The sequence below is a fragment of the Saccharopolyspora spinosa NRRL 18395 genome, assembly GCF_000194155.1.
Taxonomy (GTDB): domain Bacteria; phylum Actinomycetota; class Actinomycetes; order Mycobacteriales; family Pseudonocardiaceae; genus Saccharopolyspora; species Saccharopolyspora spinosa.
On sequence record NZ_GL877879.1, the window covers coordinates 668,113 to 691,822 of the forward strand.

The 23,710-nt window shown below is 65.2% G+C and carries 23 protein-coding genes and 1 pseudogene; 10 read left to right on the top strand and 14 right to left on the bottom strand.

Annotation, left to right across the window (positions count from 1 at the left end):
* Positions 1-33: 33 nt before the first annotated feature.
* Complete coding sequence (locus SSPN_RS0122305; protein WP_010309097.1) at positions 34-1,140, bottom strand: hypothetical protein; 1,107 nt, start codon at positions 1,138-1,140, stop codon at positions 34-36.
* Positions 1,141-1,258: 118 nt separating this feature from the next.
* Here SSPN_RS0122305 and SSPN_RS45030 point away from each other — a divergent pair, with 118 nt between their 5' ends.
* The 3 genes from SSPN_RS45030 to SSPN_RS58530 all read left to right on the top strand — a co-directional run bounded on the left by SSPN_RS45030 (position 1,259) and on the right by SSPN_RS58530 (position 3,589).
* On the top strand, positions 1,259-2,242 hold the full coding sequence (locus SSPN_RS45030; RefSeq protein WP_010309099.1) for a LysR family transcriptional regulator: 984 nt from the start codon (positions 1,259-1,261) through the stop codon (positions 2,240-2,242).
* 370 nt (positions 2,243-2,612) lie between these two features.
* On the top strand, positions 2,613-3,167 hold the full coding sequence (locus tag SSPN_RS60125; protein WP_237710685.1) for a transposase: 555 nt from the start codon (positions 2,613-2,615) through the stop codon (positions 3,165-3,167).
* Complete coding sequence (locus SSPN_RS58530; protein ID WP_010309104.1) at positions 3,164-3,589, top strand: transposase; 426 nt, start codon at positions 3,164-3,166, stop codon at positions 3,587-3,589. The genes SSPN_RS60125 and SSPN_RS58530 overlap by 4 nt, the downstream gene beginning before the upstream one ends.
* 279 nt (positions 3,590-3,868) lie before the next feature.
* On the opposite strand, the pseudogene SSPN_RS62180 reads toward SSPN_RS58530, so the two are convergent.
* Together SSPN_RS62180 and SSPN_RS0122335 are read right to left on the bottom strand one after the other, a co-directional pair.
* Positions 3,869-3,988 (bottom strand): annotated as a pseudogene (locus SSPN_RS62180) (IS630 family transposase); the annotation flags it as partial.
* 219 nt (positions 3,989-4,207) lie between these two features.
* Complete coding sequence (locus SSPN_RS0122335) at positions 4,208-5,719, bottom strand: acyl-CoA synthetase (protein ID WP_010309114.1); 1,512 nt, start codon at positions 5,717-5,719, stop codon at positions 4,208-4,210.
* A 531-nt stretch (positions 5,720-6,250) separates the two neighbouring features.
* On the opposite strand from SSPN_RS0122335, the gene SSPN_RS0122340 reads away from it, so the two are divergent.
* Positions 6,251-6,943, top strand: coding sequence for an O-methyltransferase (locus SSPN_RS0122340; RefSeq protein WP_010309118.1), 693 nt, complete (start codon positions 6,251-6,253; stop codon positions 6,941-6,943).
* Between the two features lie 240 nt (positions 6,944-7,183).
* Here SSPN_RS0122340 and SSPN_RS45045 read toward each other — a convergent pair whose 3' ends face one another.
* From SSPN_RS45045 to SSPN_RS0122365, 5 genes are all read right to left on the bottom strand, one after another.
* On the bottom strand, positions 7,184-7,555 hold the full coding sequence (locus tag SSPN_RS45045) for a transposase (protein ID WP_010309122.1): 372 nt from the start codon (positions 7,553-7,555) through the stop codon (positions 7,184-7,186).
* Positions 7,556-8,083: 528 nt separating this feature from the next.
* The gene (locus SSPN_RS0122350) at positions 8,084-9,199 is read right to left on the bottom strand and encodes a cytochrome P450 family protein (protein WP_044574759.1); all 1,116 of its coding nucleotides are present in this window, start codon (positions 9,197-9,199) and stop codon (positions 8,084-8,086) included.
* Positions 9,196-10,398, bottom strand: a complete 1,203-nt coding sequence (locus tag SSPN_RS0122355; protein WP_010309133.1) for a cytochrome P450 family protein — start codon at positions 10,396-10,398, stop codon at positions 9,196-9,198. Before SSPN_RS0122355 ends, SSPN_RS0122350 begins: the two co-directional genes overlap by 4 nt.
* A gap of 15 nt (positions 10,399-10,413) precedes the next feature.
* A complete protein-coding gene (locus tag SSPN_RS0122360) occupies positions 10,414-11,388 on the bottom strand; it encodes an aldo/keto reductase (protein ID WP_010309137.1) in 975 nt (324 codons plus the stop codon).
* A 14-nt stretch (positions 11,389-11,402) separates the two neighbouring features.
* Complete coding sequence (locus tag SSPN_RS0122365; protein ID WP_049887681.1) at positions 11,403-13,052, bottom strand: HAL/PAL/TAL family ammonia-lyase; 1,650 nt, start codon at positions 13,050-13,052, stop codon at positions 11,403-11,405.
* A gap of 249 nt (positions 13,053-13,301) precedes the next feature.
* On the opposite strand from SSPN_RS0122365, the gene SSPN_RS0122370 reads away from it, so the two are divergent.
* The 4 genes from SSPN_RS0122370 to SSPN_RS45060 all read left to right on the top strand — a co-directional run bounded on the left by SSPN_RS0122370 (position 13,302) and on the right by SSPN_RS45060 (position 17,115).
* On the top strand, positions 13,302-14,186 hold the full coding sequence (locus SSPN_RS0122370; RefSeq protein WP_010309145.1) for an SDR family oxidoreductase: 885 nt from the start codon (positions 13,302-13,304) through the stop codon (positions 14,184-14,186).
* Positions 14,187-14,261: 75 nt separating this feature from the next.
* Positions 14,262-15,548: a cytochrome P450 gene (locus SSPN_RS45050; protein ID WP_044574762.1), complete on the top strand. Its 1,287-nt coding sequence runs from the start codon at positions 14,262-14,264 to the stop codon at positions 15,546-15,548.
* Between the two features lie 103 nt (positions 15,549-15,651).
* Positions 15,652-16,530: a TIGR03619 family F420-dependent LLM class oxidoreductase gene (locus tag SSPN_RS45055; protein WP_170121570.1), complete on the top strand. Its 879-nt coding sequence runs from the start codon at positions 15,652-15,654 to the stop codon at positions 16,528-16,530.
* Between the two features lie 126 nt (positions 16,531-16,656).
* On the top strand, positions 16,657-17,115 hold the full coding sequence (locus tag SSPN_RS45060) for a transposase family protein (RefSeq protein ID WP_010309159.1): 459 nt from the start codon (positions 16,657-16,659) through the stop codon (positions 17,113-17,115).
* A gap of 426 nt (positions 17,116-17,541) precedes the next feature.
* Here the strand turns inward: SSPN_RS45060 and SSPN_RS0122390 are convergent, their stop codons facing one another.
* Positions 17,542-17,724, bottom strand: a complete 183-nt coding sequence (locus SSPN_RS0122390) for a hypothetical protein (RefSeq protein WP_010309164.1) — start codon at positions 17,722-17,724, stop codon at positions 17,542-17,544.
* Between the two features lie 532 nt (positions 17,725-18,256).
* On the opposite strand from SSPN_RS0122390, the gene SSPN_RS51585 reads away from it, so the two are divergent.
* The gene (locus SSPN_RS51585; RefSeq protein WP_202798891.1) at positions 18,257-18,556 is read left to right on the top strand and encodes a TOBE domain-containing protein; all 300 of its coding nucleotides are present in this window, start codon (positions 18,257-18,259) and stop codon (positions 18,554-18,556) included.
* 60 nt (positions 18,557-18,616) lie between these two features.
* Positions 18,617-19,117, top strand: a complete 501-nt coding sequence (locus tag SSPN_RS0122405; protein ID WP_010309172.1) for an SsgA family sporulation/cell division regulator — start codon at positions 18,617-18,619, stop codon at positions 19,115-19,117.
* Positions 19,118-20,052: 935 nt separating this feature from the next.
* Here SSPN_RS0122405 and SSPN_RS49160 read toward each other — a convergent pair.
* The 5 genes from SSPN_RS49160 to SSPN_RS0122435 form a co-directional block, all read right to left on the bottom strand.
* Entirely contained in the window at positions 20,053-20,412 is a 360-nt protein-coding gene (locus SSPN_RS49160; RefSeq protein ID WP_010309177.1) for a hypothetical protein, read from the bottom strand.
* Between the two features lie 46 nt (positions 20,413-20,458).
* Entirely contained in the window at positions 20,459-21,067 is a 609-nt protein-coding gene (locus SSPN_RS58535; RefSeq protein WP_202798892.1) for a hypothetical protein, read from the bottom strand.
* A 338-nt stretch (positions 21,068-21,405) separates the two neighbouring features.
* Positions 21,406-21,708, bottom strand: a complete 303-nt coding sequence (locus SSPN_RS45080; RefSeq protein WP_010309184.1) for a WXG100 family type VII secretion target — start codon at positions 21,706-21,708, stop codon at positions 21,406-21,408.
* A gap of 579 nt (positions 21,709-22,287) precedes the next feature.
* Positions 22,288-22,701, bottom strand: coding sequence for a helix-turn-helix domain-containing protein (locus SSPN_RS62825; protein ID WP_420188286.1), 414 nt, complete (start codon positions 22,699-22,701; stop codon positions 22,288-22,290).
* Between the two features lie 48 nt (positions 22,702-22,749).
* Complete coding sequence (locus tag SSPN_RS0122435) at positions 22,750-23,448, bottom strand: hypothetical protein (protein ID WP_010309189.1); 699 nt, start codon at positions 23,446-23,448, stop codon at positions 22,750-22,752.
* Between the last annotated feature and the right edge of the window lie 262 nt (positions 23,449-23,710).

A 23,710-nucleotide genomic window follows, 5' to 3' on the forward strand; every position in this document is an offset into this window, starting at 1 on the left:
TGGTTCTCCGTTCTTGGGGCAACGAGTGAGCTGTCAGAGACGGCAGGTGCCGTCGGAACAGTCAGGTCCGTCGGCTGGATGTGGGGTTTGGCCGGTGGCATTCTCGATCGGCTTGAGCACCGGCACGGTGGCCCGGCTCCAGCCGGGCAAGACGGCAGAGAAGCGACCGGCAAGGCCACCAACGACAAACAGGTGCAGGTCGTCGGGCGTCTCCACGATCGGGATCGGGGAGTCGAGATCTCGGCGGTACCACTTGGGCAGGTTGCGGTTGTACACCTTGCCGTAGCGGTGGTCGTGCGCGATCTCGCGAAACTTGTTCGCGCTGTTCATCCACAGGTAACTGCGCACGTCATGCCGTGTCCAGCCATGACTGTTGATGGTCTCCGCGTGCTCTGGGCCGATCACGATCGTGCAGCTACCGCCCAGCACACTGTTGTTGTGAGCGATGGTGCGCATACCCGAGGCAATGCTGTCGAGGATGCCTTCGGGGTCATCCGACACGTGGTTGGTGACGCTGTGCGGCGCTTCCGCCGCGATCGCGAAAACCGTGCTGTCTTCCGGGGCGTAACCGTGCTCCACGTGGTAGGGCGCCCAGGGGCTCACTTCCTCGTTCTCGGCAATACAGAACGTGTACTTGCCCGGATGCCCCAGGGTGCTCTTGTCTAGATCTCCCGGAATGCCGCCACCCACAGCGAGCATGACCAACCGGATCGCGCGCCCAATCGTCGCGTTGGCGCGGTTCCCCGACCCGAAAGCATTGCCGCCTGAGTTCATGCCGATCGCGCTGCGAATCGGACCGTTGACAACCAACAGCGGCGAAGTCACGTGAGTGGTCGCCTGGATTCCGTTGAGGTTGAACCGGGGATCGCAGATGGCCTGCACCGCAGCCTTCACCACCGGGGCGTAGTCGGTCTTGCAGCCGGCCAGCACCATGTTCACCGCGAGGACCTGACGCGTCAGCGTCCCCCACCGCGGCGGAACCCGCGCCTCGACCACCGAGCCATCGCCACCGAGGGCGTCGACCATCTGCTCGACCAGTTCAGGAGTAGGGGGAACAACCGGAAGCCCGTCGCTCCACGGCTGATCGAAGTAGTACTCGACGAGGTCCGCAATGCTGCGCTCGGTCTGGGCCAACGTCATGAGGTTCCCGCCTTCACACGTCGTCGTTGTGACTGTGTCTGTGACGCTAAAAGGCAGCTATCATTGCGTCTAGTGAAGTATTTTCCTTGAATTGATTCCTACCAGGAATGAGTTGGCAATGGAGCTCCGAGACCTGGACGTCTTCCTCGACTGCGCCCGCACAGAGCACTTCGGCCGCGCGGCCGACGCCCGGCACATGTCCCAGTCAGCGATCAGCAAGGCGATCGGTCGAGTCGAGGACGAGCTGAAGGTCCCGCTGTTCGATCGACAGGGGCGAGTCGTGCGACTCAACCGCTACGGCCACCTGTTCCGAACACACGTCGAGGACGCACTGCGATCGTTACAAGCCGGCTACGCGGCAGTGGCAGACGCGACAGATCCCGATCAGGGCGAGGTCGCCCTGGCGTTCGTTCCCAGCCTCGGACCAACCTTGATCCCAAGACTCGTGCAGAAATTCCGCACTACCTACCCCAAGGTCCGATTCCTGCTTTCACAAGGCGGGGCCGAGAACGTGGTCACGATGCTCGAGAGCGGTCAGGTCGATCTCTGCCTCACCTCTCCCGATCCCGAACGCCCCGGTGTCGAATGGACTCCACTATGGACAGAGCGACTGGTACTGGTGACTCCTCCCGGAGAGACCAGAACCGATTGGAAGGGGCCGACACATCTGCACGATGTCGGAGACCGCCCCTTTGTGGCGCTCAAGGCCGGCTACGGGCTACGCAAGATCACTGACGCACTGTGCGCGGAGGCGAAAATCCGGCCAAGGATCGTGTTCGAAGGGGCCGATGTACCAACGGTCCGAGGTATTGTCGGCGCCGGCCTGGGCATCGCCGTCCTGCCCCCGGCCGCCGGACCAGAACGACGCTGGAGCCCACCCGAAACCGACCTGGCAGACGCCGGCGCCGAACGAACCATCGGAATAGCACACGTCCGCGGCCGCTATCTCCCCGTCGCGGCCCGCCGACTCCACGCATTGCTGATCGAACAACACGCTCATCTGCTCAAGGCACGGTTCGAGAACAGCACTGACGCTGAGGCCGGAGGGACTATTGACCAGCTGACAGGCGACTGGTTCGACGGTGCGGAACGGCAAGGGTGATTCGCACAGTCGGTTGAGGGTGCGGGTGCGATCGCAGATCAGATTGGTACGGAGCGGTCAGGATCCGCAATGATCTCAGCGCATCCCAATTTGCGGTTGATGGTGCTGCAGCGTATTGAGGGTTTGTTGGACTGGGAGGCGGTCGAGCGGTTCGCTTTCGACGCCCGCTGGAAGTACGCCGCGGGTGGTCTGGATTTCGACTATCCCGGTTTCGTGCACACGGTGCTGATGGACATGCGGGCCCGGTTGGCCCGCTCGGCTCGGCCGGAGCGGATCTTCGAGGCAGTGCTGGATGTCGCGAGCGAGGCGGGGTTGGTGGGCCGGAGGCGGGTGCTGAACTCGACCCCGTTGTATGACGCGGGTCGCGACGATGGACACCATCACCCTGATCCGCTCGGCGATCTGTGGTCTGCTGACGGCCGCCGGTGCCGACTTGGCCGCCCGGCTGCGCGCCGTTGTCACCTCCGAAGACGACTATGTCTGTACGGCGAAACCGCTGATCGACTGGGACGACCAGGCCGCCCGGGATGCGCTAATCGATTCCCGTGCCCAGGACCGGTTCGCGATGCTGGCGCTGCTCGACGGCGTGGAAATCGCTGAGGACGCGGACAAGGCGGCACGACTGCTGGCCAAGGTGCTGGGCCAGGACCTGACCGATGATGATGACGGGGTGTTGCGGATCGCCCGCAGGGTCGCGGCCGACCGCGTCATCTACACCGTCGACCCCGAAACCCGCCACGGGCACAAAACCCAAGCCCACGGTTTCGACGGCCACAAAGGGCATATCGCCATCGACCCGGACAGCGAGAGCATCACCGCCACCAACGTCAGCTCCGGCAACAGCGGTGACGCCGAGGCTGCCGAGACTCTCCTGGCCGACATCCTGCCTCCCCGAAGCCGAAGCCGAAGCCGAAGCTTCGGATGAAGATCTGGCGGCGGGTGTATGGGGATGCGGCCTACGGTACGGGCGAGTTGCTGGAACGGCTGGACGGCGCCGACATCTACAAACGACTGAAGGTGCAGCCGCCAGCAGCGGCGAAAGGCCATTTCCCGAAGGACCGCTTCGACACCGACCTCGATACGCAGACCGTGACCTGCCCTGCCGGGCACACCGCCCCCATCCGCGCCCGCGAGCGGCACGCCGAAGCGGCCAACTTCGGCGCCGCCTGCGCCGCCTGCTCGCCGGCCGCACAGTGCACCACCGCGAAGACCGGCCGCACGATCACCGTCAGTGCCCACGAGGCCGCGCTGCAAGCCGGGCGGGCGCGTCAAACCGACCCCGCCTGGCGGGCCGACTACCGCGCCACCTGCCCCAAAGTCGAACGTGGTCCTCGGCGGCTTCGGTGAGACACTCGGCGAGATCGCGTTGCTGCCGGCCTTCGGTGTGATGTTCGCCAGACTGATCGAGTCCACGGAGGCATACGGGCTCTATCGGATGCCCTAATCGACAAGCGCGGTGAGAACCGGGCTCCGCTCGCAGTGGGTATCGCGTCTCTTCTGTTCGGGTTTCCGACCAGCGCTGCCAAGAACGCCCGATCAGCGGGGCAAACCGGATGTTCCAGGCCAGCCGCGGTCACCAAGGCGCCCAACGTCGCCAGTGGCGTCCCGACCGTGGACGGGCAGGAGTTTGAGTCCGACCCAGACCCGTTCGACGGGACTGTCCTGCGGGCTGTACTTCGCACCCTCGATCAGCATGAGACGGTGTTCGGCCATCCATCGCTTGGTGATCCTGCTGTAGTGGGTGCTGTCGAAATGCTACGGCGGCCCAAGGTCGTCGTGCTGACCGCGTTCCCGTGCTTTCCCCAGCTTCACCCCGCAAGACCGCGTTCACCACATTCGGGCATCACCTACGCGGTCGAACGTGAAACACCGAAGCCAGATGCCCTACTCGGCTTCACGATCGGGAAGTTCGCCGGCCGGCATAGGTGCCGCGTGAGGGGTGGCGGGTGAGCGGTTGCGCGCAGATCAGGCGAACTGGCCCCGAAGCAGGTCTTTGCGGACCTTGCCGGTGGCGTTGCGGGGGATCTCGTCGACCGTTACGAGCGTTTTGGGGATCTTGTACTTGGCCAGCCGAGGAGCAAGGAACGCGACGAGCTGATCGTGGTCGAGTTCGCAGCCGTTCGCCAGCGAGACGATGGCACATCCCACCTCACCCCACTTCTCGTGCGGCACGCCGAGGACCGCGCAGCCGGTGACGCCCGGCATTTCGAGAACCGCCGCCTCCACTTCGGCGGGGTAGATGTTCTCGCCGCCAGAGATGATCAGGTCCTTTAGGCGGTCGACGACCGTGACGAATCCGTCGGCGTCAGCGACCCCGATGTCGCCGGAGCGGAACCAGCGCCCGTCCGTGAACGCGTCGTCGGTGGCGTCCGGCTGATTCCAGTACTCGCGCATGACGTTGGGGCCGCAGATCTGGATCTCGCCGTGCTCGCCGGCCGCCGCTTCGCGTCCATCGGCATCGACGATCCGGACATCGGTGAAGAAGTGCGGGACGCCCGCCGTGCCGAGCTTCCGCTCGACGTCGTCCGGGGGGAGGATCAGCGCACCCGGGCCGGTCTCAGTCAGGCCGTATCCCTGGCAGATCTTGATGCCGCGCTCGGTGTAGGTGCGCAGCGTGCGCGGCGGGACGGGGGCCGCGGCGACGATCACTCGCCGGATCGCGCTCAGGTCGGTCGTCTCCCAGTCGGGGTGGGCGCTGAGCGCATCGAACATGGTCGGCACGCCGAAGGTGTAGCTGATCCGCTCCCGTTCGAGCACCTGGAGGATCCGGCCTGGTTCGAAGCCCTCCTCGATGACCACGTTGCCGCCTTTGAGCAGCGTCGGCAACGCTACAAAGTCCAAGGCAGCGGTGTGGAAGAGCGGCGCGCACACCAGCGCCACCTCGTGGCTGTCCAGGTCGAGGTCGACGATCGCGTTCATCGCGGAGAACACGATGTTGCCGTGGGTGAGGACCACGCCCTTGGGGCGACCGGTAGTGCCAGAGGTGTACATGATGAAGCACGGGTCGTCGTGGGACACCGGCTCGTCGATGCGCGACGAGTCGGCGGCCGCGATCAGCGCCTCGTAGCCGACCGAGTCCGGGTCTGCGGCCCCGTCAAGCACGACCCGGGTCGCGGCCCCGGCGGCGGACCGCGCGATCTCGCCGAATTCCCGGGAGTGGATGAACACCGCTGCACCCGAGTCTCGCAGCGCGTACTTCACCTCTGGTGCGGTGAGCCGGGCGTTGAGCGGCACGAAGATCGCGCCGAGCAAACCCGAGGCGAACAGCGCCTCCAGGTAGGCGGGATGATTCGTGCTCAGCAGGGCGAGCCGGTCCCCGCGGCCGATACCGAGCGAGCGCAGCGCGTGCGCCAGGCGGGTCACCCTGTCGTCGAGTTCGAGGTAGGTGGTGGCACGATTGCGGAAGGTGATCGCAGTCTTGCCGGAAGAGAGACGGACGCGGCGGTACGGCCAGGCGCCAGTGCCTTCGTTGCGCATGCAATTCCCTTCTGCTGGCCGGATTGCGAACCTTCGGCAGATCAGGTCTGGGGCAGATGTCCGGTGCTGGCGCGTCGGTGAACCGGTCCGCAGCCCAGGCAGGGAACCGACCGGCGGCCTCCGGGACGACGGACTCGTGGTCGAGTCCAGGGGAATTTGTGGTAGTCCACAGCGGGCCGTCTGGCACAGGGCCATGCGTTCGCGGGTCGTCAGCTCGACCGGGGATGTGGTGTGGGACGGTACCTGGCAGGTGGCGAAGGGCTTTCTTTGCCAGGCTTACAAGGACAAAGGCAGAACGCGCCCAAGTAGACCGCTGCCCCAGCCTAAAGAACAGTTCAGTCGGCCAGCACATGCCCTAACGTCCGGAAGCGGTTGCCTGTTTGTCCCTAGAAGCTCCCAGCGCAAGAAGAGGTCGCGTTGTATATGAGGACGAAAGTGCAGCGTCCAATGTTCCCGGGCGACGCAACGCTTGACGCCGCACGGCATACCCAGTTGCCTGGCTGACAGCACCGACGAGGAGGGACACCTAGCATGCCTGCGCAGCGATTCGGCGAAGTCAAGCATCTTCCGATCAGCCCTGCGATGCGGGACTACATGGTGAGATCGTGTTCGCCGAGTGATCCGGTCGTGGAAAGCCTGGTCACGCAAACCACCGAGATCGGCGACCTGGCGATCATGATGGTACCTCAGGAACAGGCAGCGCTTCTGACACTGCTCACACGCCTGATCGCCGCCCGCAACGTGCTCGACATCGGCACATTTACGGGCCTTTCAGCGCTCTCGTTCGCGCGCGGCGTCGCCCCGGGCGGACGGGTGTTGACCTGCGACGTCACCGAGCGATGGGCCAACATCGCCCGCGAGCACTGGAAGCGCGCCGAGGTCGCGGACCGGATCGACTTCCGCATCGCGCCGGCCCAGGACACGCTGCGCGCGCTCGCACCAGGCACCGCGTTCGACATCGTGTTCCTCGACGCCGACAAGGAGAACTACCCTAGCTACTTCCGAGCGGTTGAACCGCTGCTGCGTCCCGGTGGACTGCTCATTGTGGACAACGTGTTGTTCAACGGGTACGTGCTCGACCCGCAGCTGGCCCAGGCGGGACTGCTGCGCGACGCATCAACCGCGCTGCGGGAGCTCAACGCCACGCTGGCCGCGCATGCACGGTTTGACACGGTGATGTTGCCCATCGCCGACGGCTTGACCATCGCCCGCAAGAAAGACTGAGGAGCACCGCGACCGTCGTCTCGCTCATCGGTGAGTCCTATAGCGCCGATTGCGGCGAGATGGACATATTGCCCAGTAAGGCAAATATGGCGTTACTGGGCTGCGGCGTAGCGGACGTGCTGCTTGCCGAAGATGGTTTTCACGCGTTCGGTTGGTTCTGGCGGCGGCGCAGGTGGGTGCGTGCGCCAGTCGCCAGCTTAGCCTGGGTTCGGGCACTCGTCGTTGCGGTGACGTGGGTTTTCAGGTCGATGCCCCGCAGTTCGACGAGGTTGAGTTCGGGGGCGTAGCCGGGCAGGAAGTGTATCTCGATCTTCCGCTCGGCAGCCAGTCCCGCTGCAGGTGAGCGCGGTGCGAGGATGGTCCGTCCACGATCAGATGGATCTTGCGGTCCAGATACCGCACAAGCCGGTCCAGGAACCCGATCATCACCGTCACGTTGAAGCCGACCTCGAACAAGGTGAAATACGGCTCGCCGTTATGGCTGATCGCGGCCATCGCGTTGACCTTGAACTGCTTACTAGACTTGGGTACGACCGGAGTCTGCCCGACCGGCACCGAGGTCGCGGCCACGGCCGCGTCCGAACGCAGCCCGGTCTGATCCAGCCGCAGCACGACTGGTCCGGATACTTGCCCAGCACCGCGCCGCACCCGTGACTGCTACCGTGCATTCAGCGCCTTTTGCTCACGAGCACGCCGACCACGTTTCCGTGCCGCCCAGGCCCCCGTCACGCGGAACGCATTCACCCACCGTGACACCGATTGCAACCCGACTCCGAACGCCTCTGCCGCCTCGGCCTGACTCACACCCGGACTCCACAGCGGCAACCCTCTGCCGCAGATCCTCTTTTGACGCCGGGGAAAGCCGTCAAGCCTTGACCACAGTCACGTTTACACCATAATTAACGCCACGCCATATTTGAGTTACGCACCAACAGATGTCGACTCTCGATGGCCGAGAAGGTCACCTGCACTTGCTCGACAGCCTGAATGGACCGCTCAGCGCTGTGGTCGACATCGAGGTGACCTTCCAGGACGGCTTGGCTTCGTTGGCGATGACGCTAGGAGATCGCCACCAGCTCGATCAACAGCTGGACATGGTGATGAGGCAGGAGCGCGCGCTGGTTTACCGCAAGTGCACGCTCACTTCGCGCCGAGGCGCACCGGCAGCGCCATCAGCTTGCGCATGATCCCGGCTTCTACCCAGGGTAGGTCCCCAGCCGAGGCCGTGATCCGCGGCGACGAATAACGGCGTAGCAGGGCGCCGAGGGCGGCCTCGGCCTCCACCTTCGCCAGGTTCGCACCCAGGCAGCGATGGATACCGAAGCCGAACGACAGGTGCTGGTTGTCGTCGCGTCGCACGTCGAAGCTGTCCGGGGCGGTAAAACGGGACTTGTCGCGGTTGACGGCCGTCAGCGAGCACAGCACGACCTCGCCTGCCGGGATGCAAGTGTCTCCGATCGTTAGCGATTCCTGGGTCATCCGGAACGCCGAGACCTGCAGCGGTGGTTCGAGCCGCAACGCCTCGTCCACCGCGCCACCCAGCAGTGTCTCATCTGCTCGCACGGCGTCACGCTGATCGGGATTGGTCAGCAGCAGATACAGTGCCTTGGCGATGAGCTGCGTCGTTGCGGTCTGACCCGCGATGAGCAGTACGAACACCATCGAGCTCAGTTCGTCGTCGGTTAGGTTCGCCTCGATCAGCTCGGAGATCAGGTCCTGTCCCGGTTCGCGGCGCTTGCGCCGCACCAACTCGGCGGCGTAGTCGAGCAGTGATGTCGTCGCGTCCAGCAAGCTGTCGCTGATCAGTAGCAGTTCGGAGACGAATGTGTCCGACCAGCGGCGCACGTCCGGGCAGTCGGCCTCGGGAATCCCAATCATGGCACCGAGCACGAGTGTGGGCAGCGGCTGCGCGTACTGGGCGACGAGGTCGGTCTCCGCTGCGGTGTCCAGGCCGTCCAGCAGCCGCTCGGCGATCTCGTCGACAACCGGCCGCATAGCGTTCGCGCTGCGGCCGGTGAATCGGTGCGCAACGAGTTGGCGCAGCCGGGTGTGTTGCGGCGGATCGGTGTTGAGCATGTCCTGCGCGACGACGGTGCGCACGGTCGGCGGCAGGGCCGCCAACGGCGCCTTGTCACCCATCCTGGCGGTGTCATTGGAAAACCGAGGATCATTCATTAACTGTCGGGCAAGCGCGTATTCGGAAACCATCCACACGGCACGCCCGTCGGGCAACACGACCTTGTCGACGGCGCTCATCCCAGCACCACCGGCAGCGAGTCGAGGCGGCGCATGAACATGCCTGGCCGCCACTGCACGTCCTGCGGAGCGACCGCCAGCGCGGTCGCGGGAAACCGGTCGAACAACCTGCCGAGCCCGACCGCGGTCTCTATTCTGCCGAGCTCGGCGCCCATACACCGGTGGCTGCCGTGGCTGAACCCTAGATGTCCCTTTGTGTCACGGGTGATGTCGAAGCGGTCGGGGTCCGCGAAGCGGCTCGGGTCGCGGTTGGCCGAGCCGGTGGAGATCAGCAGCAGCTCCCCGGCTGGGATGGTCACCCCATCCAGCTCCAGCGGATGGTCGACATAGCGCGGGGTAAGCATGCGGAACGGGGTCTCGAAGCGCAGGATCTCCTCGACGCACGCGGTTATCAGGCCGGGGTCGGCGCGCAACCGCGCCAGCTCCTCAGAGTGGCGGAGCAGGACGAGCACACCGCTGCCTATCGCGCTGGTCGGCTCCAGCCCGGCGATCAGCAACAACGTGATCATGGAGACCAGTTCGGCGTCATCCAGCAGCCCCGCCGCACCGGCCCGGACGAGCTCGGTGAACAGGTCCGCACGCGGCTGCTCGCGCTTGAGCGCGATGATCTCCCCGGCAAACACCTGCAACTGCCGACCCGCATCCTCCACCTCCTCCTTGCTGGGTGCGGTGAGAATCGCCGTCTCCCACAGGGGAAATCGATCTCGCGCGTCCTCGGGGACACCCAGCATCTCGGACAGGCAAGTCGCGGACAGCGGCCTGGCGTACTGGTCGATGATGTCGACGGGTTCACCGACGGGCAGGCCGTCGAGCAGGTCGTCGGCAAGCCGTTCGATCTCGGGCCGCAGCGCGGCAAGCCGAGACGGCGTGAAGAACTTGGCGACGATGCCGCGCATCCTGCGGTGATCCGCCCCGTCCTGGTCGAGCATGCTGCGGCGTAGTTCGCGTGGCAGCTTTGGCCGACGCTCGATGTCCATTAGGTTCTGTTCGACAACCGCGTGCCGGTGCTTGACCAAGTCGCGTTGCAGCGTGGGATCGGCCAACAGCGCGCGGGCGTCGTCGTAGCGGGTGATCACCCACATCCGGAAGCCGCCGTTCTCGACTGGGATCGCTGCGTGGTCTCGCCGCAGGGATTCCAGCGCCGGATATGGGTCCTGCATGAACGATCGGCTGACCAATTTGACTGGTTCGTCGCTCACTGCGCGTCCTCCTGCTCAGATGCCACTCTCGGGATAGCCGATGTTTGGGGCGGACGCGGCGTCGAGATCGCGGCGGATCTCGGCAGGCAGTTCCAGGGCAAGCGTGGCCGGGGATAGCGACTCGCGCAGCTGCTCCACGGTGCGGGCGCCGACCAGCGGCGCGGCGACCCCAGGTCGGTCCCGGACCCATGCCAGCGCCACAGCCACCAGCGGCACGGCCAACTCGTCCGCGGCAGCGGCGAGGGCTTCCACGATGCGCGCGGAGCGGTCGTCGATACGGGGCGCAACGTACCACTTGAAGAAACGGCTGTTCTCCCGATCGGCCGGTACCCCGCCGCGGTACTTGCCGGTCAGTACGCCGCGGCCGAGCGGGGCCCACGGCAGCACCGCCATTCCCGCGTCCAGTGCGGCGGGCACGACCTCACGTTCGATGCCCCGTTCCAGCAGCGAGTACTCCAGTTGGCAGGACGCGAGTGGTGCGACGCCGTTGAGTTGCTTCCAGGTCGCTGCTTTGGCCGTCTGCCAGCCGGTGTAGTTGCACACGCCGACGTGGCGAACCTTGCCGGCTCGTACGGCGGTGTCGGTTGCGGCCAGGGTTTCTTCCAATGGGACGGCGTGATCCCAGGCGTGCAGCTGCCACAGGTCGATGTAATCGGTGCGAAGCTTGGTCAGTGATTTGTCCAGTGTCGACAGCAGATGCTCGCGGGAGGCGTTCTGTCTGCGGTCGGGGTCGTCCAGGACGGCGACAGCCTTGGTCGCCAGCACGATGTTGTCGCGGGGCACGACCTTGCCCAGCAACTGGCCGACGATCTCCTCAGCACTGCCGCCGCCGTAGACGTCGGCGGTGTCGACCAGGGTGCCGCCGACCTCGACGAACGCCCGCAGTTGCTCGGCGGCGTCGTCACGGTCGGTGGTGGCGCCCCAGGTGGAGGTGCCCAGTCCCAGGGCGGAAACCTTCAGTCCGGTAGTGCCCAACGGGCGCTGCTCCATGCGAAATCTCCTTGTCAGGATTCGGTGTGCTCACGGATCACGTCGCCGAGGGTGCCGCTGCGGATCAGCTCCGCGACGGTGGCGAGGTCGCCGTCGAGACGGCGGTCCACGTCGACGAACGGCACGTGTTCGCGGATGACGTCGTAGGCCGCCTTGGTGCCGTGTCCCAGCTGTCCCGCGCCACGCAGGTCGACGGCCTGGCAGCCGGCCAACAGCGTGATGGCCGTGATCTCGCGAACGAGCTCAACGACCGTGCGGGCGTCGCGCGCTGCGATCGTGCCCATGCTGACCTTGTCCTGGTTGTGCGCCTCGGTCGACCGGGAGAACGCCGTCGCGGGGTTGGTCAGTTTGAGGGCCTCGCCGGCCAAGGCGGACGCGGCTAGCTGCATGCCCTTGAAGCCGTGGTGCAGGCCAGCGTCCGGATCGGACGGACCCCGTTGGGATGTGAGATTAGCGGTGAGGCCGTGGTTGAATTTTGTGTCGACCAGCAACGCCATCTGCCGGTCGAGGAGGTCACCCACGCTGGCGACGGCGAGCTTGAGCGAATCCATTCCGTGACCGACATGGCCACCGTAGAAGTTTCCTCCATTGTGTACTTCCGCGGTCAACGGGTCGAACAGCGGGTTGTCGTTGGTCGAGTTGATCTCGACGTTCAGCCAGCGTGTGACCCAGTCAAGCGTGTCCAGCAAGACCCCGTTCACATGGGGCGCGCAGCGGATCGAGTACCGGTCCTGGATCGCCCGGCCAAGCGCGACGAACCCGTCCGGGCCAGCGTCGGGCTCAAGGACTTGCGGGGCGTCGGTGCACAGCCGGGAACCGGTCAGCAGTGCGCGGGTCCGGGCCGACGACCGAATCTGGCCGGGCTGAGGCTTCTGTTGGTGAATCAGGGGGTGGAAGTGGCCACGGTTGCCCAGCAGCGCTTCAGCGGTCAGCGCCGTGCATAAGTCCGCGACATTGGCGATCTCGGCTGCATCGTGCGTGGCGAGGACCGCGAAGCCGGACATGAACGACGTGCCGTTAATCAGTGCGAGGCCCTCCTTGGCCTCGAACGTCACCGGCACCAAGTCAGCGGCCCGCAGCGCGGCCGCCGCTGACATCTGTGTTCCGGCGACACGCACCTGACCCGAGCCGAGCAGCATATCCGCGAGGTAGCACAGCGGTACCAGATCGCCGCTAGCACCCACGGAGCCGCGCTCGGGGATCAATGGCGTGATGTCGTGACGCAGACAGTCGATGAGCAGCTGCACCACCTCGCGGCGGATGCCGGAGTAGCCACGCGCCAGGCAGTTAGCGCGCACCAGCATGGTGGCGCGCACGACGTCCTCGGGTGCGTAGGGTCCAGTGCCGTTCAGGTGGTAGGTGATCAGATTGCGTTGCAGTTGCGTCGTTTTGCCGGAGCTGAGGTGGAAGCGGGCGCTGTCGCCGAACCCCGTGGTCACGCCGTAGATAGGGTTGCCGGTCGCGATTAGTTTGTCGCGCACGCGGACCGAGTCGGCCATGCGCACTGCGGCCGTGTCGGCGATGCGCACGGTCCCGGCGGCCGGGCTCCTGGCCCAGAGCGAGGTAGCGGCGGGAGTAAGGCTGTCGTCGCCCAGCACTACGTCTACGCCATTGGAGGTGGGCGCGACAGAAGGCTGCTCTGCGTGGAGTCTGATGTCATCCAACAAACCGCACTCCAAGGAATTGTTCGCATCGGCAGACCCGACGCTAGCCACTCTCAAGTTCGAGTCGTGCTGACCGAACGTAAGCACACCACGACTGCAACGTCGCTTGACCGAGGGCAATTCATGCAGAATCTTTGGTACAAGAGGGCATCCTCAAAGTGTTCGGAGTTCACAGGCTGATCACCGGTATGGCTCATTTGGGCGGCAAGTACAGGACAGCTTCGCCAGCGGCGACCGGAGGAACGCATAATGATCGTTGTCACCGGAGCAACCGGCCACCTCGGCCGTCTCGTCATTGATGCCGTGCTGCAGCGTGGGGTACCCGCCCAGCAAGTCGTTGCGGCCGTGCGCGAGCCGCGGAAGGCGAGCGCATTCGCGGCACTGGGCGTCCAGATTCGTGAAGCCGACTATGACCGTCCCGACACCCTGACCAGCGCGTTTGATGGGGCAGACAAGGTGCTGCTGATCTCCGGTAGCGAGGTCGGCCGCCGCGTCCCGCAGCACAAGGCCGTGGTGGATGCGGCGAAGACAGCCGGGGTCCGGTTGCTTGCCTACACCAGCGTTCTGCACGCTGACAGCACCACACTCGTGCTCGCGCCCGAGCATCAGGCCACTGAGGAGTACATCCGAAGCTGCGGCCTTGCCTTCAGCCTGCTGCGCAACGGCTGGTACACCGAAAACTACGGACAGGCGGTAAGCCAGGCGTTGGGCAGCGGCACGATCATTGGCGCGGCCGGGGAAGGGCGGGTCGCGTCGGCCGCCCGCGTCGACTACGCCGCCGCTGCGGCGGCCGTGCTGACCACCGAGGGGCACGAGAAGACCATTTACGAACTGTCCGGCGATACGGCATGGACCATGTCCGAGTTGGCCGCAGCCGTCACCGACATCTCCGGCGTACAGGTCGGCTACAAGGACCTGAACCCCGACGAGTACATCCAGGCCATCACTGGCGCTGGTGTACCGGAACCGGTGGCGCGGACCCTGGCTCAAATCGAGGCCGACATCGCTAACGGCCTGCTCTCCGACACACCCGGCGATCTCTCCCGCCTCATCGGACGCCCCACCACACCTCTGCGCGACACCATCACCGACCTTGTCAAGGTTGCCGACGGTCCGGCCAATCAACCGGCGTAGCCGACGACCGCAGCCAGGCGCAGCCAACCGGCTGACGCGTAGCCGGCCCGCAAATAGCCACGCATGGAGTTTCCGATGAACAGCTTGCCTGCGGAGGGACGTTGCCCTGTTGCACCGATCGGATTCGATCTCTTGGACCCGGCCGCGCTTCGTGCCCCCTCCTCCGCGTACGTCTCGGCTCGGCAGGAGATGCCGGTCTTCTGGTACCCGTCGCTGAACGTGTGGATCATCACGTGTTACCAGGACGTCTTTCGCTATCTCAATGACCAGGAAAGCTTCCGGACCTCCAACCGGGACGCGGTGACCGTCCCGGAAGGGTTTGCCGAACGTTACCCCGCGTCCTTGTTGAACCACATCCTGCCCGCTCTGGATCCGCCCGCCCTCACCGCACCGAAAAGGGTCCTGCAGGAAGGTTTCTCCAAGCCCAGGCTACGTTCGTTCGAACAGCGGATCACGACCCGGGCACACAAGCTCATCGACGGTTTCGAGGCCGAGGGCAAGGCGGACCTGCTGCAGGCTTACTGTGCTCCCCTGACCATGCACACCCTCCTCGGGCTCCTCGGCTTGCCGGATAACGACGCAGATCGGGTCCGCAGGCTCGGCGACGCCGCGATCCGTGTCCTTGCCAGTGCACATGTGCCACTGGACGAACCGGAGCTGAGCGAGGTCTGGGAAGAATACATCGAAGGACAGGAGTACTTCCGCCGCATCGCCGATGAACGGGCCACCGCCCCTGGAGACGACGTGATCTCCCTCTTGGCCACCGCAACTGATGATCGCGCCCCGGCGGCACGTCTGCTCGATCGGGAACGGGTGGCCCTGATCGTGACCGAACTAGCCTTTACCGGGCACGACACCACCGCGCAACTCATGGCGAGCATGTTGGCGCACCTGTCGGAGTTTCCCGCGTTGCGGGAGGAATTACGCCGCGACCCCGGTCTTTGGCCGAATGTCGCTGAGGAGTCCCTACGCCGACACCCACCTGCCACGTTCGCGGCCCGGGCCGCTGTGCGGGATTTAGAGATCGGCGGTGCGCTGATCCGCAAGGGTGACACCGCGTGGTTCGCACTGGCCGGGGCTTCGAACGACCCGGCGCACTATGACGATCCGGAGGTGTATGACATCCGGCGGCCTCGGCCGACGGACCATCTCTCTTTCGGCCGTGGTCCGCACGCCTGCCCTGGTAGCCCACTGGCGCGCCTGCAGGCCACTCTTGGTGTCCGCATCCTTCTAGAAAGGCTTCCCGACCTATCCACAGACCCGGACGACCCGGCCACCTTCGCGCCGACGGTAATAGTCTCCAAACGCGACCGGATGCCTGTGCGGTGGTCCCAGGTTCGTCAATCGCCGGAGCTCACCTGACTCCCATGCCGCCACGCCACGGCCACACATCACACCAGCACGCGCAAGCCGGAGGACGGTCATGACGTTCGGGCGACCATCAGGCGCACCAATCGGACCGGGTGTGCTGCTGCCGACAGTTGGTGAACTCACGCAGCGACTGGGACTGACCGCAATGGCGCAGGCGGCTGAGCAGGCCGGAGCTGTTGGCCTGTACGCGTCAGATCACCTGCTCATGCTCGACCACGAGCCTGACGGCTTTCATCTCGCGGACGGAGACCACCCCCCGTGGCCCCAAAACACCGATATCCACGAGGCATTGACGTGCTGCGCCGCTATTGCGGCAGTAACCTCCCGCTGCCGCATCGGCGCCATGATCGTCGCGGCGCAACGCAACGTCCTGCAACTCGCGAAGACCGTTGCCACGCTCGACACACTCAGCGGGGGCCGGATGGTCCTCGGGGTAGGGGCAGGCTGGTATCGCGAGGAGTTCGAGGCGCTCGGATACGACTTCGCCACCCGCGGCGTCCGGACTGATGAGATCCTTCAGGTGCTGCGTTCCGCGTGGAGTGGGCGTCCTCCGGAGTTCAGTGGCGACCAGATCACAGTGCCACCCCGTGTGCTGCTCTACCCGCGTCCCGCACAACCAGGAGTACCGCTGTGGGTCGGTGGCATGAGCCGACCCGCGTTGCGCCGTGCAGCCAGGTTCGGTGACGGCTGGTGGGCTTGTGTCTACGCTGACCATCCAACCCCAGATGAACTGCGGAACCTTCTTGAATACCTGCGCAAGCAGCCCCGCCCGGTGGAATTGCCACCCCTTCATCTCGTGGCAGGACTCGTGCCCCACGATGACGATCAGGCGAAGCTGCTGCCCGATGCAGCCCGCACCGCAGCGGACCTTGGCTTCCACGAAGTAATCATCATGCCGCCCTGGAGTAAGGGCTTCGAGGCAGTTGCCGCCACGATCAGCGAAGTGCGCGAAGCGCTGACGGCGCTCAGGTGAATCGGCTCTGGCGCGAGTTTCGCGACCCTGGTGACGGGTCGTGATCGCGGTTGTTGATCATATTGGGCTTGCTCTGTTGATCTGGAAGCGTTGCTGCCTCATCTGGGCGGGCTGTGTGTGGAGCGAGTGGAGTACGGATCCGACGCCGTGACGATCTGCGCTCGGTCGCGCGTGGCCGAGGCGACCTGCCGGGCATGCGGGGTGCGGTCTGGGCGGGTGCACAGCCGTTACGTGCGCCGGTTGTCTGATGGCGTGCTCGGTAGGCGACCAGTGGTCATCGCGTTGACGGTCCGGCAGTTCGTGTGCCTGGATTCTCAGTGCACGACGAGGACGTTCGTGGAACAGGTCGACGGCCTGTCCGAGCCGAATCGACGTCGGACGACTCCGCTGCTGGCGATGTTGGGGGCAGGTGGGCTTGGCGTTGGGGGGCGAGCTGGGGCACGTCTTGCCGCGATCTTGGGTATCAAAGTGGATCGGACGATGCTGCTGCGTTTGGTGCGGGCACTGCCGGAGCCGGCGACCACGCCCGCCCCGGCAGTGCTCGGCGTGGATGACTTCGCCCTGCGCCGGGTTATCTTGAGTTGATCAATTGCGCGGGGCTGTGACCTGCGTCGTATCGTCGAGGACGGTGTCGCCGACGAGACGGCGGTGCCGTCGTGGAGCCGGTTCAGCAGGGACCGATCGTTACCGAAGTGCGTCGCGGGGATGTGGTTTTCTCCGGGACGGCAAGACCGGCGTTCAGCGAGATTCCCGCATGATCGTCTACTTTTGGATGATGAAGTGGTGCCGATCAAGCTGATTCAGCGGCGCTGCCCTGGCCCGGCTTGTGATCTGGTCGGCCCCACGGGGACTGGCTGGCCAGGCCACGCCGGACGCCGCGGTCGGCAACTCTGTACCGGGTTCTCACACGGCCAGTGGCGGCCGCGGGCCAAGCCAGCACGATGAACCGGTCCCGGGCGTTGCGGCACGCCCGCACCAACGCCAGCACCTCCTCATCGCTGGCCGCATCAACTACCCGTTCCGGCTGGGAAAGCCGATGCCGAGGCCGGCTGCGCAACCCAGCCGGCCGCTCGCCCCGCACCTCCGCCTGCAGGTCGGTGTCGTCACCACATCAAACAGCGCGTCCAGCACCCGCCCGTCCACCACGCCGACCGCGACCGCGTGCCGGAAGAACTCGCGCACCGCCGCCATCACCCCGTTAATCCGGCCCGCACCCCGGACAACCCGTTGCGGCGCACAAGGTCGCCGAAGGCCGCATAGACGGACTTGGCCCAGTTCAACAGCTCAGCATCTTTGATCACAGCGTCCGAACGATGCGCCATCGCCGGGGAGGAGCACTCGCCCTCACACCCCGAAACCTGGACCCCGACCAATGCCTGATCCTGCTCCACGACAAAGGCAGCACCGTCCGCTGGCAGCCCGTCTCCCCCACCCTCGTGACCCACCTCCGCGACCACGCCGAACAACGCGGCGCAGCCGCATCAGGCGGACAACTCCTCCGCTACACCAACGGAGACCCCATCACCACCCGACGCTACGACCACCTCTTTACCCGACTCGGCAACCATCTCCCCTGGGTCGCCACCCAGCAGATCAGCATCCACTGGCTTCGCCACACCACGCTCATCCGGGCCTCTCGCGCCGATGCTTGCGGTGGGCAATCGACCATGATCCCGATCATTACAACGGTACGGTCGAGGATCTGGGCATCGCCGAAAGGGCTGCCGTGCGCGTGCTGATCAAGTCGACCGAGGTGTCGCTGGCGACCGGGCCGCTCGCCGGGATCAGCATCCGCAACCAGCTTCCTGGCCAGGTCACGAGCATCGGCACCGGTGGTGCGATGGCGGCGGTGAAAGTTTCCGTCGAAGGCGCCGAGTTGACCGCCGCCATCACCAAGGAAGCCGCTGCGGATTCGCACTTGGAAGTCGGTTCCTCGGTAATGGCGCTGGTCAAGTCGACGGAAATCTCGCGATCCCGGCGTTTGCAGGACGAGCAGGGGTCTGAAGACTTCGTGAAGAAGGTATGAACCCAGGGTGGGCATGCTTCGTTATGAGGGTATGGGAAGCCGAGGCTTGGGAGAGCGGACATGATGGCAAACGATCACGGCACGGTGCTCGCCACCATGACCTTCAACCTCGTAGCCCCGGCAGGAGCGATCGCCCCGGTTGGCGTGGAGCTGCGGTACGACAGCCGCAATCCGTACGAGATCGCCATGAAGCTCAACGTGGGCACGGACGGTCAGGTGGACTGGGTGATCGCCCGCGACCTGCTGGCCGACGGGCTGATCGCCGAGGCAGGCGAAGGCGACGTGCGAATCCGCCCCCGGCTGGACTCTTCGGGTGTGGTCGTGATCGAGTTGAGCTCGCCGTCGGGGCAGGCCTCCTTCGAGGTGCGCCCTCGACTGGACGCTTCGGGTGTGGTCGTGATCGAGTTGAGCTCGCCGTCGGGGCAGGCCTCCTTCGAGGTGGATGCCGATCAGCTTGTGGACTTCGTGAACGACACTTACGACGTGGTCGCGCCCGGTGATGAACACCGGTGGATGAATGTCGATGAGGTGCTGAGCCGGTTGCTTTCGCACAACCTGTAGTGGTCTGGTTCTCCGGAAGCGCCGCACGCCAGGCGGGCGGCTGGGGGTCTTGGCGGTGTTGAACACCTGAAGACTGCGCCGCGCTGCGTCTCCGGGCCGGGAATCCACCCAGCGCAGGCTCAGCGCTGCATGCGGGTATTCGTCGCCGTCGAATACGGCGTTGTATCGCTACCCGAATTAGATCCGGCGGTTCGAGCCATTGAGAATCCGCGTGTCACCGTCACGGCGCACGGTCGTCTCCAGCTCTCCGTAACATCCGGGCAGCCGTGGGGCTCGGTCAGCGCAAACGCGCAGATCTTCTCAAACCGGCTCCCGCTGTTCTCCGGATCCGAGCGTGCTGATACTGCCCATCGCCAGCCCACTGTGTACGCCGAAGAACGTCGTGATTGACGCATCTGCATGCGCAAACTCCATCCCGGTGAAGCGCGTCAGCAAATTGCTCGGCGCCTTGTCTGCAGAACGCGGATCCGCCCAGCTCAGAGGGCCGAGCTCGCGGAAGTCGTCGCACCCCTACTCGAGCGACTCCTGCACCATTCCATCGTGCTCACCCTCGAAGGTGACTCCTACCGGCTACGCGACCACCAAGCCCGCATCGACACCCTCCGCCAAGCCACCACCGACACCCGGCAACCGCAACGCTAACCACCACCCCCGAGTGGGGAATTTCAGCGAGCAACTCTGGCCAAGATCATTAAACGGCGCCAGTAGTGCACGGCTGGTACCCCTCGCACGATCAGCAGTGCGAGCAGGAATAAACCATAAGCATGAATCCGCAGATCAACACTGGTGAACGAGCGTTGAAACTACACACGTCCGGCAGCAGATCAATTGGCGGGCACACGATCAGCGAAGCGACCTTGTTGACCCGTATCGCAACGAGCACAGGGCACGCTTGCTCGCTCATGACAATCGGGAACGCCCAGCCGTCTGGACCGTCAGTCGTCTGTCTCAAGAGAGTCGAGCCGGCTGGCCAGACTCCTCATCGCCGTAGGCGTAATGGCCTCGAACAGCATCGGGTTGGCGATTTCCGCTACGAGATCAGTCATCTCCCGAGGAGCAAACTCGATGTCGTCTCGTCCTTCGACTTCGTTGGCCCAGTCCTCAAGCTCTTGCGCGGACAGCTTATCGGTGAGGAATTTGTCGATCACGGCGCGCAGCTCGGTGGGCCCGAGGGTGACGAGTTCCTCGTCGCAGTCCCAAGGGTACTTGCGCATTTCCGCGATCGCGTCGGGCGCGGTCTTACGTAGGAGCACCAGATCACTGACGGCCTGTCGGCGGGTTTCGAGATCCATCATTTCACCTTGCTGTGGACGATTGAGCCGTCTGGAGCATATGTGCTCTTCACATACTGAACGGTGTTGCCATTGCGGTCGATGATCTTGACATAGTGGCGTAGGAGCCGGGGATGTTGTTCGAGGGCACCTTCGCGCTCATACGTGCCCCTCCGTCTTCCAGGATTTCGATCTGCACGGGTTCACTCTTGGCGGGCAGTTTCTTGACGTACCGATTGTAGTTGGCCGCCTGCTCTGGAGTGAGGTCCTCCACCGAGCCGGGGCGGCCACGGGGTGTGGGGACTTCGCCTGGTGCCGTCGATCCGGGGACGTCTGCTGCCGGCTGCGTTGAACTCGTCACCTCCGATGCCGTGGTCTGGGCGACGTTGGGGTCGGGGGTGTTGTTGATGGCCATGGCCAGTGCCGCGCCCGCCCCGCTGATGGCGAGGACAAACTCGGCGGCGGCGGCCATGCGAACACCGGCCGCGTCCAGCACGGCCGCACCCGCACCGCCCTCCACCACCGCACCACCGACAGGGGTGGTTAGCAGCGAGGCGACGAGGGCGATGCCGGTGACGGCGGCGAGTTCCAGGCTGGTTTCCTCGACGATGTCGCCGATCTTGTTGCGGGTGTGCTCGACAGAACGAGGCGTACTCGCTGCAGGCGTTGGCCACGGCATCACATGCAGCCGGTAACTCCGCCAACAAGGCACCGTCGTTGACCGCGACACGTCGCCAGAACTCATCCAGCGCGTCCAGATCTTCAGAGGTGTTGTTGCCTACCAACGACCACACTGCGGACTGCAGCTCGTCTGCGACGGCGGTGAGGCCGTCTCCGGCCGCGGCGAAGGCCGCGCCGACGTCGTGCATCTTGGTGACGTGCCCGTTCGTGTAGTACGGGTTTACCCAGTCCGAGATCACAGCCAGCAGGTTGGTGTCACCGTCACCCAAGATCGGCGGCGGTTCCGTAGCGGCCGGGCACTTGTTCGCCCATAACCGTGGGAACCCCGCGCCAGGATCAGTACCGGCGGCGTACCTTCCAGATCCGGGCGTTCGAGCGCACCGCCGAGGCCTGGTTGCCGTGCGCGGTCGCCAGTAGCTGGTACATCTCACGGACGTTCTCGCGCATCCCGGCCACGGCCTGGTCCCACTCCTCTTGCGCGGCCCGATACGCCTCGGCAGCCGCACCGGACCAGGAGCCCAGTAGCCGGCTCACCACGGCTTCCAGCTCGGTCAGCTGGATATCGATCTCATCGACCCCCCGCCGCAGCGCCTGTTCACAAGCCTCCAGGGCGCGGAAATCGACCGCGATCTGATCCACCTGCTACTCCCCCAGTTCATCGTCCAACCGACCGGCCGCCGAATTTCACATACCCAGCACAGCGCCGCAACCGATTCAGCCAAGGTCGCACCCAAGATCGCAAGGAAGCACCAGTTGCCGTCGGCCCAGTCCAGGCGGCCGCTTGATACGGCCGAAGTGGTGCCGCGCTCAAGTCCAAACGTGCTCTCGGGGCAGCCGCACTGTCAGTCCGACGTGCGACCGAATCGCCGACGTCTGATGCCCGCACACCGGCCAGCCGAAGAATCGCGTCTCCGAAACCTTCCTGAGGCCGCCGCCGTCAACTGTTTGGCCGCTTCAATGAGGTCTCCGCAGCTTTCCGCGCGTCGCCCTTCGGCCAGTGCTCGCTCGGCCTCCTCGAACAGCTCCATCTCCGAACGCGTTTTGCCGCCCGCACCGGGAACTGTCGAGCGGCGCCGATGCTCGGCTTCCACCAGGTTCATCCACCGCCGCACGGTGAGGTCGTGGTCCGCTGGCGGCGGCCCAGCTTCGCGGTCACGGCGAAACAACTCGTCGAGGTTCATCGCGCATCTTCCCGTCGTGCGGACGCCAACAGGACCCTCAGCCGCGCGTAGGCGCGCACCAAGTTACTGCGCACGGTGGATTCCTTGAGATCGAGCAGAGCGGCGGCCGCGGTCGTGCGCGAGCGTGTTGCGGCGCAGGTCCCGGCTGATCGTCGACGGAACGTCCCAGGTGTGATGCGATCTCCCGAACAACCAAGCCCTGTCGGCGCAGCGTGGCGATCCGTTGCCGTTCCAGCTGTGACAGGAACCGGCTCGACCGAGCGTCCTCGGCCGAGGACACGGGCGGGAGTTTGCCGTTCTCCGCTCGCCACCGGTACTCGGTCTTACGGCCGATCCCCAACAGCTGACACGCCTCGACCGTGCCTACCCCGCAGGCCAGCAGACGCCAGTACTCCGACTCAAGATCCAACCGGCGCTTTGGTCCACGCCTCGCCATCAACACGCCCCTCATGATCAGGTGTGTTGCGAAAAGCACTGGAACCCGCCCGGAAACAACAGGTCAGTATTCAGCCGGAAGCGAATGGATCCTCGTCATCCTCAAAATCAGCAGGCCAGTCATCCAAAACCCTACGACCAACCGGATCATCCGACGGCCCAGCCCACATCTCACCCAGACCCACCGAATCCTATCAGGATCCTGCTGACCGGACGCGACCGCACCATCCCCGCCCGACGCCGGGTGAGTCGGAGGCTGGACCGTCGACGGCCTAGCCTGCGACTCACCCGGATACACCTCCCCCGACGCCCACTCCGAGGATCCACCGCCCATCAGCCCGCGCTGCCCAACACCCTCCACAGACGACGGCAGACCCTCAGCACCACGCACCGGCGGCTGGGCAGTGCGCCGCAGATCCGGCGCGCCCTCCAAACCCACCTCCCGCACCCTCGCCGCCAGCTCTTCAGCACGCGCCTGCACGGCCTCACCGGCCTCCAGCTCGGACAGACCATCCCGCGAGGCTCGATGCAGCGTGATCGCAACCTGATCCACCACCAAATCAAACGCCACCCGCTCCGGCGGCTTCACACCCACAAACACCGGAGCGAACAACAACGGACTCACCCACTGCGCAGCGGCCAACTGCAGCCTCGCCACCTCGACATCCGACCACCCCTCCGACTCGGCAAACCTCCCCCAATCCACCGGCGACAAACCCAGAACGCCACCAACATCGCCCTCACCAACACCCCTCTCCCACATGAATGGATCCTCGTCATCCGCAAAATCAGCAGGCCAGTCATCCAAAACCCCATGACCAACCGGATCATCCGACGGCCCAGCCCACATCTCACCCAGACCCACCGAATCCTCAGCACCGCCAGAACCCTCACTCCCCGGCAGCGCCGACCGAGACCCCCCAGAATGACCACCACCCGTCACCCCCAAATGAGCAACACCAGCCTCCGCAACACCACGCCACGCTACCCGCCAAGCCTGATTTTCAGCCCCGCGACCCTGTGTA

Excerpts from the sequence above, each read along its gene's own strand:
- SSPN_RS45050 (WP_044574762.1), top strand. The coding sequence starts at position 14,262 with ATGAACAGCTTGCCTGCGGAGGGACGTTGCCCTGTTGCACCGATCGGA.
- SSPN_RS0122370 (WP_010309145.1), top strand. The coding sequence starts at position 13,302 with ATGATCGTTGTCACCGGAGCAACCGGCCACCTCGGCCGTCTCGTCATT.
- SSPN_RS62825 (WP_420188286.1), bottom strand. The coding sequence starts at position 22,701 with ATGAGGGGCGTGTTGATGGCGAGGCGTGGACCAAAGCGCCGGTTGGAT.
- SSPN_RS58530 (WP_010309104.1), top strand. The coding sequence starts at position 3,164 with ATGAAGATCTGGCGGCGGGTGTATGGGGATGCGGCCTACGGTACGGGC.
- SSPN_RS0122405 (WP_010309172.1), top strand. The coding sequence starts at position 18,617 with ATGATGGCAAACGATCACGGCACGGTGCTCGCCACCATGACCTTCAAC.
- SSPN_RS0122340 (WP_010309118.1), top strand. The coding sequence starts at position 6,251 with ATGCCTGCGCAGCGATTCGGCGAAGTCAAGCATCTTCCGATCAGCCCT.
- SSPN_RS45030 (WP_010309099.1), top strand. The coding sequence starts at position 1,259 with ATGGAGCTCCGAGACCTGGACGTCTTCCTCGACTGCGCCCGCACAGAG.
- SSPN_RS60125 (WP_237710685.1), top strand. The coding sequence starts at position 2,613 with ATGGACACCATCACCCTGATCCGCTCGGCGATCTGTGGTCTGCTGACG.
- SSPN_RS0122435 (WP_010309189.1), bottom strand. The coding sequence starts at position 23,448 with ATGTGGGAGAGGGGTGTTGGTGAGGGCGATGTTGGTGGCGTTCTGGGT.
- SSPN_RS0122360 (WP_010309137.1), bottom strand. The coding sequence starts at position 11,388 with ATGGAGCAGCGCCCGTTGGGCACTACCGGACTGAAGGTTTCCGCCCTG.
- SSPN_RS0122350 (WP_044574759.1), bottom strand. The coding sequence starts at position 9,199 with ATGAGCGCCGTCGACAAGGTCGTGTTGCCCGACGGGCGTGCCGTGTGG.
- SSPN_RS49160 (WP_010309177.1), bottom strand. The coding sequence starts at position 20,412 with ATGATGGATCTCGAAACCCGCCGACAGGCCGTCAGTGATCTGGTGCTC.
- SSPN_RS58535 (WP_202798892.1), bottom strand. The coding sequence starts at position 21,067 with ATGCCGTGGCCAACGCCTGCAGCGAGTACGCCTCGTTCTGTCGAGCAC.
- SSPN_RS0122335 (WP_010309114.1), bottom strand. The coding sequence starts at position 5,719 with ATGCGCAACGAAGGCACTGGCGCCTGGCCGTACCGCCGCGTCCGTCTC.
- SSPN_RS0122305 (WP_010309097.1), bottom strand. The coding sequence starts at position 1,140 with ATGACGTTGGCCCAGACCGAGCGCAGCATTGCGGACCTCGTCGAGTAC.